We start from the raw sequence: 11,953 nt of genomic DNA on the forward strand, positions 1-11,953 counted from the left end.
CCGTGCAAACTAACGGAGTTCATCGACGTAGCGGTCGGTCCCGACCACCGTCGGGATGAACGGCGCCACCAGCTCCACCCGCCCGAGACCCGCCCCGGCCACCGCGTCGCCGAGTCCGCCGAAGCGCTCCTCCCAGTGTGCGCGCGGGTCCTCCTCCAGGAACCACAGCAGGGTCAGCCGGGTGTCGACGCCCTCGACCTGCTTGACGTACGTCATCCGGTCGCCGGGCAGCGGGGTCGGCCGGAAGACGGTGACCATGGCCGCCGGTGAGCCCGCGAGCTGCTTGGGCAGGTGGGAGGAGCGCAGCCATTCGGCCAACTCGCCCCGCTGCTTCGGGCTTTCGGCGTCTATTACCTGGAGGACCAGGCCCTGGTACGGGTGGTCGAGTGCGTGGAAGTCGCGGGGTCCGGCGGCCCCGTCGCGGTAGACGGTCGCCTCGTGGTCCTGGAACGAGGTGAAGACATGGGTGCGGGCCTGGTGGACCCGGTCGTCCCGGTTGAGGCGTTTGTTGATGCCGACGGTCCACTTCATGTGCTCGTCGTAGCGCCCCTCGGTGATCCAGTACGTGGAGAGGTAGCAGCCCGCGGTGACGGGGTCGGCGACCGCCGACTCGGACGGGTAGCGCAGGAGTTGGAGGTCGCGGGTGGCGACCCAGCGCCGCCCGGCGTACATCCAGGGCATGGCCATCGCGCCCGCGATGAAGTGGTCGTCCTCGTACCAGCGGTTGTAGGCGTACTCCTGCCCCGGGTGCGGTTCGACCATGGTGATCAGCGCGTGGCCGGGGCGCACCCCGTACGGTCCGACGGCCGCGAGCTCCGCGTAGGTCTCGCTCCTGGTGTCCTCGCTCATTGCCCTCTCCCCTTCCAAGTCACGTACGACAGACCTACTCTGACGGTCCGTCAGACAATCGGCCAGGGTGCGGAGGCAACCACGTGATGCTCGTCGAGGGAAAGACCGTCGTCGTGTCGGGGGTGGGTGCCGGGCTCGGGCACCAGGTGGCGGCCGCCGTGCTGCGGGACGGCGGCAACGCGGTGCTCGGCGCCCGTACCGAGGCCAATCTCGCCAAGGCCGCCGCCGAGCTCGACCCGGACGGCGGCCGGACCGCCTACCTGCCGACCGACATCACCGACGAGCGGAGCTGCGAGCGGCTGGCCGCGCTGGCGGGTGAGCGCTTCGGCGGGATCGACGCGGTCGTGCACGTCGCCGCGTTCGACACCCACTTCGGCGGCCTCCAGAACGCCGACTTCGCCGCCTGGCAGCAGGTCATGGACGTCAATCTGCTCGGCACCCTGCGGATGACCCGCGCCTGTCTGCCCGCCCTGAAGGAGCGCGGCGGCTCGGTCGTCATCATCGGTACGCAGTCGGCGATCGCCAGCCCGAGCGAGGTCGAGCAGGCGGCGTACGCGGCGTCGAAGGGGGCGCTGACCTCGGCGATGTACTCCTTGGCGCGGGAGCTGGGACCGTACCGGATCAGGGTCAACACGGTGCTGCCCGGCTGGATGTGGGGGCCGCCGGTGCAGGGCTTCGTGTCGTACGCGGCCCAGGCCGAGGGCATCCCGGAGTCGGCGGTGCGGGAGCGGCTGGACGCGCGGATGGCGCTGCCGGAGATGGCGACGGACGGGGACGTCGCGGACGCGGTGGTCTTTTTCGCCTCGGACCGGGCGCGGGCGATCACGGGACAGCAGCTGCTGGTCAACGCGGGTGAGCTGATGCGGTGAGCCGGGCCGTACGGGCGGGGCGGTCCGGTCAGGCGCGCGGGTAGCGGGCCAGCCAGCCCGGTGCGCTCGCGGTCGGGCCGTGCAGGGCGGGGCCCTGGGTCATCTCCATGGCGAAGTCGTCGGCGAGTTCGAGGATCGTCGCCCGGCCCTCCAGCTCCGCGAGCCAGCCCGGCGGCAGCGCGGTCTCGCCGTGCATGGCGCCGAGCAGGGCCCCGCAGAGTGCGCCGGTGGTGGCGGACGCGCCGTCGTGGTTGACGGCCAGCCGCAGCCCGTGCCGGATGTCCTCGCCGACGAGTGCGCAGTACAGGGCCACCGCGAGCACACCCTCGGGCGTCCGCGCGTCGCCGAGCTCCGCCACCCGCTCCGGGGTCGGCGTGCCCAGTCGTACGGCGTCCAGCGCGGACCGCAGCGCCGTCGTGACGGGGTGGTGGCCGGGGCGGGTGCCGAGCAGGGCGAGGGTGCGCTGGACGGCTGCGGCGGGGCCCTCGCCCCGGGCGAGGCCGTGCACCAGGACGGCGAGCGCGCCGGCGGCGAGGCAGGAGCGGGGGTGGCCGTGGGTCTGGGCGGCGCATTCGACGGCGAGCTGGAGGACGAGCTGTGGTTCCCAGCCGACGAGCAGTCCGAACGGGGCGGAGCGGGCGACGGCCGCCGGGTCGGTGGAGTCCGGGTTCTTCGGATGGTCGAGGGTGCCCATCGACGGTTCCCGGAAGGCGCGCAGGCAGTCGCGCGCCGGTGACCTGCGGACGTACAGCCATTCCTCGCGGGCCAGCCAGCCGTCCTCGGCACGGCGTTCGTCGGGGCCCCAGTCGTGCTGGGTGGCGGACCAGCGGAGGTAGGCGCGGTGGACGTCGGTGGGCGGGTGCCAGGCGCCGGTGTCCCGGCGGACCTGGGCGCGTATCAGCCCGTCGACGGTGAACAGGGTGAGCTGGGTGGCGGCGGTGACCGCGCCCCTCCTGCCGTACGCGGGCGCCAGGTCGAGGATTCCGGCGAACCCGTGGCTCTGGCGTACGGCGGTCAGCGGGAGCTGGTCGACCGGGGCGCCGAGCGCGTCCCCGACGGCGCCGCCGAGCAGGGCGCCGCGCACCCGGCTGCGGAAGTCCTGCTGCTCGGCCCGGCCCCAGAGGGGGGCCGCGGAGGCGGCGGCGTCGGCGGGGGCGGGGACTGTACTGCTCATGGCGCGACACGCTACTTGATCTGCATCTGAACGAGTTGTGGCTCCTCAGGACCCTTACAGGTCCCAAAGAGCCACAACTCGGTCAGCAGTGGTCAGTCCGTGATCGGGATCTGCCCGTTCTCGCTGCCCGCGGCGCTCGCGGCAGGAGTCCCCGCCTGCTCCGGCACCCGCGCCCCGGCCTGTCCCTTGGCGGCGACGCCCTTCAGCAGTGCCGCGAGGTCGACGCCGGTGGTGGAGCTGAGCAGCTCCATGCCCTGGGCGACGTTGTCGGTGACGGTGCGGGAGAGCTGGGAGGCGCCGTCCGTGGAGATCACCGTCATCTTGTCGATGGCGCTGAGCGGCTCGGACGCCTTGGCGACGACCTGCGGCAGTGCCTCGACGAGCATCTGGATCACGGCCGCGTCGCCGTACCGCTCGAACGCGTCCGCCTTCTTCTGCATGGCCTCGGCCTCGGCCGAACCCTTCGCGGCGATGGCGGCGGCCTCGGACTCGCCCTCGATGCGTACGGCGGCGGCGAGTGCGGCACGGCGCAGCTTCTCGCCCTCACCGGTGAGCCGGGAGCGCTCGGCGTCCGCCTCGGCCTCCTTGACCTGGCTGATCCTGCGCGCCTCGGCCTCCTGCTCGGCCTGGTAGCGGGCGGCGTCGGCGGGCTTGCGGACCTTGGTGTCGAGTTCGCGGTCGGTCAGGGCGGCCTGCCGCTGGGCGACCTTCTCCTGCTCGGACAGCACTTCCTGCTGGCGCGCGGCCTCGGCGAGCGGACCGGCCGCGTTGGCCTGGGCGGCGGCGGCCTCGGTCTCGACGCGGATCTCCGCCTGCTTGAGGTAGAACGTCCGCTCGGCGATGGCGATTTCCTCGGCCGCCTTCAGCCGGGCCTGCTCGGAGGCCCGCTTGGCGATGGCCTCGGCGATGTCGGCCTCCTGGCGGGCGCGGGCGGCCTCGGGCCGGCCCAGGTCCTCCAAGTAGGAGCCCTCGGTGGTGATGTCGTGGATCTGGAAGGCGTCGAGCACCAGGCCCTGCCCGGAGAGGCTGGCCTCGGCCTCCTCGGCGACCTGCCCGGCGAACGCGGCCCGGTCCCGGATGATGTCCTCGACCGACATCCGGCCCACGATCGCGCGCAGCGCGCCGGAGAGCACTTCCTGGGTGAAGCTGTTGACCTGGCCCTGCTGCTGGAGGAAGCGCTGGGCGGCGGCCCGGATCGCGTCCTCGTTGCCGCCGACCTTGACGATGGCGACACCTTCGAGGTTGGCCTTCACACCGCGCAGGGTCACCGCGCCGCGCACCGAGATCGGGATCTGCCGGCTGGACAGGTCGAGCGTCGACTTCTGCTGCACGAACGGCACGACGAAGACTCCGCCGCCGACCACGACCTTCTGGCCGCTGTTGTCGGTGCTGATCCGGCCGGTGACCGGGTCGGTGGACTTCTTGCCGCGCCGCCCCGTGATGATGAACGCCTCGCTCGGCCCGGCGACCTTGTAGCGCGTGATGACGACAAGGCCGAGCAGGACGAGGAGTACGACGACTCCGACGACCGCGATGACGACTGGGCTCATGGGCAAATCCCTCGTGGTGGTTGAGCGGTTACGTGCGGAAGGAGGGGGCGGGCGGGCGAGCCGACGGAAGAAGCCGAAGAAGAAGGGCCCTCAGCGTTCGACGGGGCGTACGGACACCGAGGTGGACGACAGCGTCGCCTCCACCCACACGTCCGCGCCCCGGAGCACCGGTATCTCGCTCTTCGCCGCGTACTTCACCGGCTGCCCGCCGAGGTACACGATCACTTCGCCGTACCCGCCGGCCGGGATCGCGGTGACCACCGACCCCGAGGTCCCGACGAGGTCTTCCCCGCGCGGGGTCGCATCGGTCTGATCCCGCATCAGGGCCCGGCTGAACTTCCAGGTCAGCCAGGCCGCACCGACCCCGGTTACGGCGCCGACCCCCGTGGCGGCGCCGGCACCGAGGCCGGTGGTACCCAGCGTGATCGCACCGCCGAAGCCGAGCATCGCCGTGAATCCGGCGACGACCGGCAGCGAGAGCAGTCCGTCGAACAGTCCCTCCAGTGCGGAGAAACCACCGAACAGCCCCTCCAGCAGCCCGTCGAAGACCAGCGCGAGGAGCAGGAGCACCACACCCGCGATACCGAGACCGAGGAACAGTGACATTCCCACCCCTTTCCCCCGTGTGCGCCGATCTGTTGACGTAACCGAAGAGTCGCACGCCGCACTGACATTCGTCATTGCCGGAGTCAGGCAGTCTTTACGCGTTCTTGATGCCGGACACCCGTGCAACCGGAACACGCCGAAGGGCGTCGCCGCACCAGCGACGACGCCCCTTCCCGCACGGTTGGTTCCGCCGGATTCCGGCTGCTCGGTCCCGCCGCTCAGTCGCCCAGCACCGGCAGCAGTTCCGGAAGGTGTCCGTCCGAGGCGTGCGCCGCGGCGACCCGCTCCTCGGGCACCTCGCCGTACAGCGTCGTACGGGGACGGGAGGGCCTGCCCGCCGCGTCGGCGATGGCGATCAGGTCCTGGATGGACCGGTAGGACCCGTAACTCGATCCCGCCATCCGGGAGATGGTCTCCTCCATCAGCGTCCCGCCCAGGTCGTTGGCCCCGGAGCGCAGCATCTCGGCCGCGCCCTCGGCGCCCAGCTTGACCCAGCTGGTCTGGATGTTGGTGATGTGCGGGTGCAGCAGCAGCCGCGCCATCGCGGTGACCGCCCGGTTGTCGCGCACCGTCGGGCCGGGGCGCGCGATCCCCGCCAGGTACACCGGGGCGTTGGTGTGGATGAACGGCAGCGTCACGAACTCCGTGAACCCGCCCGTCTCCTGTTGGATGCGGGCCAGTGTCCGCAGGTGGCCCAGCCAGTGCCGGGGCTGGTCCACGTGCCCGTACATCATCGTGGACGAGGACCTGAGTCCCACCTCGTGCGCGGTCTTCACGACCTCGATCCACTCGGCGGTCGGCAGCTTGCCCTTGGTGAGGATCCAGCGCACCTCGTCGTCGAGGATCTCGGCGGCGGTCCCGGGGATCGACCCGAGTCCGGCCTCCTTCGCGGCGGTCAGCCACTCCCGGAACGAAAGCCCGGTCCTGGTGGCCCCGTTGACGACCTCCATCGGTGAGAAGGCGTGCACGTGCATGCCCGGCACCCGGTCCTTCACGGCCTTCGCGATGTCGAAGTACGCCGTGCCCGGCAGGTCGGGGTGGATGCCGCCCTGCATGCACACCTCCACCGCGCCCACGTCCCACGCCTGGGCGGCCCGGTCGGCGACCTGGTCCAGGGAGAGGGTGTACGCGTCGGCGTCGGTGCGGCGCTGGGCGAAGGCGCAGAAGCGGCAGCCGGTGTAGCAGACGTTGGTGAAGTTGATGTTCCTGGTGACGATGTACGTGACGTCGTCGCCGACCACGTCGCGCCGCAGCGTGTCCGCGATCCGGCACAGCGCGTCGAGTGCCGGGCCGTCGGCGTGCAGCAGGGTGAGCGCCTGGGCGTCGGTGAGCTTCGTCGGGTCGTCGGCGGCCTGCGACAGGGCGGCCTTGAGCTCGCCGTCGATCCGGCTGATGTCGCCGTCGATCTGCGAGGGCACCATGCCGGGCGCCGCCGCCTCGCGCAGTGCCTCCCAGTCGCCGTACACCGCGTCGAAGTCGTCGCGCCGGTCGCCGGTGCGTCCCTCGGTGTCGATGGTGTGGTGCAGATCGGTGCGCCCGCTGGCGGTGAACGCCTCGTCCGGCTCCTGCCAGGGCAGCCCCTTCGGCGTGACGTCCGCACGGGCGAGCCCGGTCTCCGGGTCGGCGAGCGCCCCGACGTGCGGCAGCAGCCGGGGGTCGAGCCACGGCTCGCCCCGCTGGATGAACTCGGGGTAGATCGTGAGCCGCTCGCGCAGCTCGAAGCCCGATGCGGCGGTGCGCGCGGCCAGTTGGTCGATGTGCGGCCAGGGGCGCTCGGGGTTCACGTGGTCGGGGGTGAGCGGGGAGACCCCGCCCCAGTCGTCGATGCCCGCGCCGATGATCAGCGCGTACTCCTCGTCGACCAGGTTCGGCGGGGCCTGGATGCGGGCGGAGGGACCGAGGATGTGCCGGGCGACGGCAATGGCCGCCGCCAGCTCCTCCAGCTCCGCGTCGGGCATCTTCCCCATCGCGGTGTCCGGCTTGGCCCGGAAGTTCTGGATGATCACTTCCTGGATGCCGTGGTACGCCCGTGCCGTCCTGCGCAGCGCGAAGAGGGAGTCGGCGCGCTCCTCGTAGTCCTCGCCGATGCCGATGAGGATCCCGGTGGTGAAGGGGACGTTGGAGCGCCCGGCGTCCTCGATCGCCCGCAGCCGGACGGCGGGCTCCTTGTCGGGAGAGCCGTGGTGCGGGCCGCCCGGCTCGCTCCACAGCCTGGTGGCCGTGGTCTCCAGCATCATCCCCATCGAGGGCGCGACGGGCTTGAGCCGCTGAAGCTCGGTCCACGACATGACCCCGGGGTTGAGGTGCGGCAGCAGGCCGGTCTCCTCCAACACCCGGATGGCCATGGCGCGTACGTAGGCGAGCGTGTCGTCGTACCCCTCCGCCTCCAGCCATTCCCGCGCCTCGGGCCACCGCTCCTCGGGCCGGTCGCCGAGAGTGAACAGGGCTTCCTTGCAGCCCATTTCGGCTCCGGCGCGGGCGATCTCCAGGACCTCGTCCGGCGACAGGTACATGCCGTGCCCGGCGCGGCGGAGCTTGCCCGGGACGGTGACGAAGGTGCAGTAGTGGCACTTGTCGCGGCAGAGCCGGGTGAGCGGGATGAAGACCTTCTTGGAGTACGTGATGACGCCGGGCCGCCCGACGGCCTCAAGTCCCGCGTCCCTGACACGTGCCGCCGACGCACAGAGGTCGGTGAGCTGCTCGCCGCGCGCCTGGAGGAGGACGGCTGCCTCGCCGGTGTCGAGTGCGACACCGTCACGGGCACGTTTGAGGGCGCGGCGCATGGAGTTCTCGGTCGGGGGCGTGCCGGTCGGTCCGGTGGGCTGCGCTGCGGAGCTCGTCATCCCCCGAGGATACGTTCGATGTGCACGTGACATTCGGGGCGTGGAGGCGTTAGACGCAGCACACCTCCGTACTTCTCCCCACTCACCGGAGCCCCGAATGCTGCGCCGTATCGCCACCGTCACGCTGCCCCTGCTGGCCCTGCTGGGCAGCGCCGCTTCCGCTTCCGCCGTGGGGCCGGCGGGCCCCGGCGCCGGTCATCCGGCCGGGGACCACCTGATCCTCACCGTCACCGATTCCGGGACCGCCGACGGCACCTACGAGCTGTCCTGCCACCCGACGGGCGGCACCCACCCCGAGGCCCCGGCGGCCTGCGAGCGGCTCGACGAGGTCACCGTCTGGGGCAGGGACCCGTTCGCACCGGTGCCGCCGGACGCGATCTGCACCGACCAGTACGGCGGCCCTGCACTCGCCCACGTCACCGGGACCTGGGCGGGCCGCCCGGTGGACGCGCACTACAGCCGCACCGACGGCTGCGAGATCTCCCGCTGGGACGCGATGGTGCCGTTCCTGCCGGTGACGGCGGGAGCGGGCGCCTAGCCACGGCCGGGAAGTCAGAGGTACTGCGCGTACGAGTCCAGCGCCCGCAGTACCTCCTCCTCCCCCGCCGACGGCAGCTGGAGCACCACTTCCTCGATGCCCAACTGGGCGTAGTGCGCCAGCTTGCCGGGGCTCGGCAGGACCGCGTACGGCACGACCTGGAGGTCCTTGGGGTCACGCCCCGCCGCCTCCCAGACCCCTCGCAGCACCGGAATGGACTCGGTCAGTCCGCGCCCGCCGATGGGCAGCCAGCCGTCCGCGTACGCCGTGATGTGCTCGAAGAGCTTCGGCCCGGCGGCCCCGCCGACGAGCATGCGCGGCGCACCGCCCTTCGGCTTCGGGTACGCCACGCTGGCCCGCACCGACCCGAACTCGCCCTCGTACGCGGTCGGTTCGTCCGCCCACAGGGACCTCATCAGAGCGACCCGGTCCCGCCCGAGCTCGCGCCGGGTGGTCCACTCCACCTCGTGGTCGGCGGCCTCGTCCTTGTTCCATCCGAAGCCGAGGCCGAGGGTGAAGCGCCCGCCGGAGAGGTGGTCGAGGGTGGCGACCTGCTTCGCCAGGTCGATCGGGTCGTGCTGGGCGACGAGCGTGATCCCGGTGCCCAGGGTGAGCCGTTCGGTCACGGCCGCCGCCTGTCCGAGCGCGATCATCGGGTCGAGCGTCCGCCCGTACTCGCGCGGCAGTTCGCCGCCCCCGGGGTAGGCGGTCTCCCGGCCGACCGGGATGTGCGTGTGCTCGGGCAGGTAGAGCCCGTCGAAGCCGCGCTGTTCCAGCTCCTTCGCCAGTCGTACCGGTGTGATCGTCTCGTCGGTCAGGAAGACGGTGGTCGCGATCCGCATACAACCTCCTGTGTCGGGCGCCTGTTGGCGGTCACACGGTAGGGCGTACGGTGCCGAAAGCCGAGAGGTCCGCGTGGGCCCGGCACGGACGGGGAAGGGCGCAACATCATGCGCATGAGCACCAGGACAACCACTGCATTCCTCCTCGCGGGCACGCTGCTGCTGGGCGCGCCCGCCATGTCGCTGTCCTCCGCATCTGCGGCGACACCGCGCGTCATGACATCGGCCACGGGGACGGTCGCCACCTCCGCCTCCACCGGCGCGAGCGCGAACACCGCCCTCTCCACGCAGGCACGGGCCAGCGTGGCCGACAGCACCACCGCCTCGAAGTCCAAGCCGAAGAAGAAGAAAAAGAAGAAGGGCTTCGGCGTCGGGCTCATCATCGGGCTGGTCTTCGGCGTGATCGCACTGATCGTGCTGGTGATGGTCATCCTGTGGCTGGTCCGCCGCAACCGCCGGACCACCTGAGCCCGCCAGGATCCCGGCCCATGACGGAATCCGAACCCACGGCAGAGCCCGGACCCCCCGAGTCCGCCCCGGCCGAGCCCGCCCCGACGCGCCGCCGCGCCCTGTTCACCGCGGGCGCGGCCGCCGCGCTCACCCTCGGGACGGTGACCTTCGCGCGGGCGGCACCGGGCGCGGGCGGCGGGCCGCTGACCCGTACGGTGACCGGGACGCTGCCGCCCGGTGCACCGGACTTCGTCCACCTGCCCTTCGAAGTCCCGCGCGGCATACGACAGGTGGACGTCAGTTACTCGTACGAGCGGCCGCCCGCCCCGCCCGGCGCCCAGGGCAACGCCCTCGACATCGGCCTCTTCGACGAGCGCGGCACGGCGCTCGGCGGCCGGGGCTTCCGGGGCTGGTCGGGCGGTGCGCGTACGGAGTTCTTCGTACGGGGCGACGCGGCGACACCGGGGTATCTGCCGGGTCCGGTCCGCCCCGGTACCTGGCACGTGGCGCTGGCGCCGTACACGGTGGCGCCGGAGGGCCTGCCGTACAAGGTGACGATCACGCTCACCCCCGGCCCGACGGCGCCGACACCCCGCCCGGTCTATCCGCCGGAGCGGGCCGCCGGCCGTGGGCGGGCCTGGTACCGGGGCGACTGCCACCTCCACTCCGTGCACTCGGACGGCCGACGCACTCCGGCGGAGATCGCCGCGCTCGCACGGGCGGCAGGCCTGGACTTCATCGCCACCACCGAGCACAACACCCCTTCCTCGCACGCCCATTGGGGCGGCCTCTGGGGTGACGACCTGCTCATTCTGACGGGCGAGGAGGTCACCACCCGCAACGGCCATGTCCTGGCCCTGGGGACGAAGCCGGGGACCCACATCGACTGGCGCTACCGGGCCCGCGAGAACCGCTTCGGCAGTTTCGCGCGTGAGATCCGGCGGGCGGGCGGCCTCGTCGTACCCGCCCATCCGCACGCCAACTGCCTGGGCTGCTCCTGGCAGTTCGGGTTCGCGGAGGCGGACGCGGTGGAGGTGTGGAACGGGCCTCACACCCCGGACGACGAGGTGTCGCTGCAGGCGTGGGACAAGTCCCTCGGCAGGGGCGGCCGTTGGGCCCCGGCCATGGGCAACAGTGACGCGCACCGTGATCCGGACCGGATCGGCCACCCCCAGACGGTCGTCCTGGCCGATTCCCTGTCCCGTACGGCGGTCCTGGCCGGGCTCCGGGCGGGCCGGTCGTACGTAGCGGAGTCCTCGGCGCTCTCCCTCACGCTGACGGCCGCCGACGCCCGGGGCCGTACCGCCACCCTGGGCGGGCACCTCACCGCCCCCTCGGACGCCCCGGTCGCGGTCCGCCTGACGGTCACCGGCGCCGCCCCCGGCTGCACGACCCATCTGGTGACGGACCAGGGCACGGTCCGCAGCGGCGGGCCCGAGGGGATCGAGTGGCGGACCACGCCGTCGTACGCCGGTTACGTGCGTGCGGAGGTGCGCCGGCCTGCGGTGGTGGCGGGGCTGCCGGGGCCGCTGGCCGCCTTCACCAACCCGGTCTTCCTGCGTTCCGGCTCCTGATCCGCCGCATAGCCCGCGACGTATGCTTGCGCCGGTCAGGGGAGGGGTGGGGGTCAGCATGGGGCGGATGCCGGCGGCGCAGCGGCGCACACAACTGGTCGAGGCCGCGATCCGGGTGATGGCCCGCGACGGTGTCGCGAAGACCACGACGCGGTCGGTGGTGGCGGAGGCGGGCGTCTCGCTGAGCGTCTTCCACTACTGCTTCGAGTCCAAGCAGGAGCTGCTCGAAGCGGTGATGGACACCATCTCCGAGCACTCCGAGTCGGACGTGCTCGCCACCCTCACCCGCAGGCCGACCCTGCGCGAGACGGTCCGCGCCGGGCTCCAGGCGTACTGGGACCACGTACTGGCCCATCCCGGCGAGCACATGCTGACGTACGAACTGACCCAGTACGCGCTGCGCGAGCCCGGCTACGAGCATCTCGCGAGACGGCAGTACAAGCGCTATCTGACCGCGCACACCAAGGTGCTCCGCCGGCTCCCCGCCGTGCTGGGCGTGGAGCTGGCGGTGCCGGAAACCACGGCCGCCAGGTATCTGGCCGCCCTGACAGACGGGCTCACCCTCAACTTCCTCGTACTGGGTGACGAGGCGAAGGCGGACGACGTACTGGATACCGTCGCCGACCAGATCCTGGCGTTGGTACGGGAGTAACTACGC

11 protein-coding genes are annotated in these 11,953 nt (G+C 72.0%); 5 read left to right on the forward strand and 6 right to left on the reverse strand.

Translation table 11 applies throughout. The features are described 5' to 3' along the window. Positions 1 to 9: 9 nt before the first annotated feature. The gene (locus ACZ5PB_RS17010) at positions 10 to 849 is read right to left on the reverse strand and encodes a hypothetical protein (RefSeq protein ID WP_468691849.1); all 840 of its coding nucleotides are present in this window, start codon (positions 847 to 849) and stop codon (positions 10 to 12) included. Positions 850 to 935: 86 nt separating this feature from the next. Here ACZ5PB_RS17010 and ACZ5PB_RS17015 point away from each other — a divergent pair, with 86 nt between their 5' ends. After that, entirely contained in the window at positions 936 to 1,718 is a 783-nt protein-coding gene (locus ACZ5PB_RS17015; protein WP_468691852.1) for an SDR family oxidoreductase, read from the forward strand. 28 nt (positions 1,719 to 1,746) lie between these two features. Here ACZ5PB_RS17015 and ACZ5PB_RS17020 read toward each other — a convergent pair whose 3' ends face one another. The 4 genes from ACZ5PB_RS17020 to ACZ5PB_RS17035 all read right to left on the reverse strand — a co-directional run bounded on the left by ACZ5PB_RS17020 (position 1,747) and on the right by ACZ5PB_RS17035 (position 7,891). Next, the gene (locus ACZ5PB_RS17020) at positions 1,747 to 2,892 is read right to left on the reverse strand and encodes an ADP-ribosylglycohydrolase family protein (protein ID WP_468691854.1); all 1,146 of its coding nucleotides are present in this window, start codon (positions 2,890 to 2,892) and stop codon (positions 1,747 to 1,749) included. A gap of 92 nt (positions 2,893 to 2,984) precedes the next feature. Further along, complete coding sequence (locus tag ACZ5PB_RS17025) at positions 2,985 to 4,442, reverse strand: flotillin family protein (protein ID WP_468691855.1); 1,458 nt, start codon at positions 4,440 to 4,442, stop codon at positions 2,985 to 2,987. Between the two features lie 90 nt (positions 4,443 to 4,532). Further along, entirely contained in the window at positions 4,533 to 5,048 is a 516-nt protein-coding gene (locus ACZ5PB_RS17030; RefSeq protein WP_468691857.1) for a hypothetical protein, read from the reverse strand. Positions 5,049 to 5,266: 218 nt separating this feature from the next. Then, the gene (locus ACZ5PB_RS17035; RefSeq protein ID WP_468691858.1) at positions 5,267 to 7,891 is read right to left on the reverse strand and encodes a bifunctional FO biosynthesis protein CofGH; all 2,625 of its coding nucleotides are present in this window, start codon (positions 7,889 to 7,891) and stop codon (positions 5,267 to 5,269) included. 97 nt (positions 7,892 to 7,988) lie between these two features. On the opposite strand from ACZ5PB_RS17035, the gene ACZ5PB_RS17040 reads away from it, so the two are divergent. Next, complete coding sequence (locus ACZ5PB_RS17040; RefSeq protein ID WP_468691860.1) at positions 7,989 to 8,429, forward strand: SSI family serine proteinase inhibitor; 441 nt, start codon at positions 7,989 to 7,991, stop codon at positions 8,427 to 8,429. Positions 8,430 to 8,443: 14 nt separating this feature from the next. On the opposite strand, the gene ACZ5PB_RS17045 is transcribed toward ACZ5PB_RS17040, so the two are convergent. Further along, positions 8,444 to 9,271, reverse strand: a complete 828-nt coding sequence (locus tag ACZ5PB_RS17045; RefSeq protein ID WP_468691862.1) for an LLM class F420-dependent oxidoreductase — start codon at positions 9,269 to 9,271, stop codon at positions 8,444 to 8,446. 114 nt (positions 9,272 to 9,385) lie between these two features. Here ACZ5PB_RS17045 and ACZ5PB_RS17050 point away from each other — a divergent pair, with 114 nt between their 5' ends. The 3 genes from ACZ5PB_RS17050 to ACZ5PB_RS17060 are packed head-to-tail and all read left to right on the forward strand — an operon-like array spanning position 9,386 to position 11,947. Further along, on the forward strand, positions 9,386 to 9,739 hold the full coding sequence (locus ACZ5PB_RS17050) for a hypothetical protein (RefSeq protein ID WP_468691864.1): 354 nt from the start codon (positions 9,386 to 9,388) through the stop codon (positions 9,737 to 9,739). A gap of 20 nt (positions 9,740 to 9,759) precedes the next feature. Then, positions 9,760 to 11,295 carry a CehA/McbA family metallohydrolase gene (locus ACZ5PB_RS17055; protein ID WP_468691865.1) on the forward strand — a complete coding sequence of 512 codons (1,536 nt, stop codon included), beginning with the start codon at positions 9,760 to 9,762 and terminating at the stop codon, positions 11,293 to 11,295. Positions 11,296 to 11,353: 58 nt separating this feature from the next. Beyond that, complete coding sequence (locus ACZ5PB_RS17060; RefSeq protein WP_468691867.1) at positions 11,354 to 11,947, forward strand: TetR/AcrR family transcriptional regulator; 594 nt, start codon at positions 11,354 to 11,356, stop codon at positions 11,945 to 11,947. Positions 11,948 to 11,953: the final 6 nt, after the last annotated feature.

The organism is Streptomyces sp. NPDC032721 (assembly GCF_055579625.1).

Bases quoted from the DNA above. Each gene is read 5' to 3' on its own strand.
- ACZ5PB_RS17060 (WP_468691867.1), top strand. From the start codon at position 11,354: ATGGGGCGGATGCCGGCGGCGCAGCGGCGCACACAACTGGTCGAGGCC.
- ACZ5PB_RS17030 (WP_468691857.1), bottom strand. From the start codon at position 5,048: ATGTCACTGTTCCTCGGTCTCGGTATCGCGGGTGTGGTGCTCCTGCTC.
- ACZ5PB_RS17015 (WP_468691852.1), top strand. From the start codon at position 936: ATGCTCGTCGAGGGAAAGACCGTCGTCGTGTCGGGGGTGGGTGCCGGG.
- ACZ5PB_RS17010 (WP_468691849.1), bottom strand. From the start codon at position 849: ATGAGCGAGGACACCAGGAGCGAGACCTACGCGGAGCTCGCGGCCGTC.
- ACZ5PB_RS17035 (WP_468691858.1), bottom strand. From the start codon at position 7,891: ATGACGAGCTCCGCAGCGCAGCCCACCGGACCGACCGGCACGCCCCCG.
- ACZ5PB_RS17050 (WP_468691864.1), top strand. From the start codon at position 9,386: ATGAGCACCAGGACAACCACTGCATTCCTCCTCGCGGGCACGCTGCTG.
- ACZ5PB_RS17040 (WP_468691860.1), top strand. From the start codon at position 7,989: ATGCTGCGCCGTATCGCCACCGTCACGCTGCCCCTGCTGGCCCTGCTG.
- ACZ5PB_RS17025 (WP_468691855.1), bottom strand. From the start codon at position 4,442: ATGAGCCCAGTCGTCATCGCGGTCGTCGGAGTCGTCGTACTCCTCGTC.
- ACZ5PB_RS17055 (WP_468691865.1), top strand. From the start codon at position 9,760: ATGACGGAATCCGAACCCACGGCAGAGCCCGGACCCCCCGAGTCCGCC.
- ACZ5PB_RS17020 (WP_468691854.1), bottom strand. From the start codon at position 2,892: ATGAGCAGTACAGTCCCCGCCCCCGCCGACGCCGCCGCCTCCGCGGCC.
- ACZ5PB_RS17045 (WP_468691862.1), bottom strand. From the start codon at position 9,271: ATGCGGATCGCGACCACCGTCTTCCTGACCGACGAGACGATCACACCG.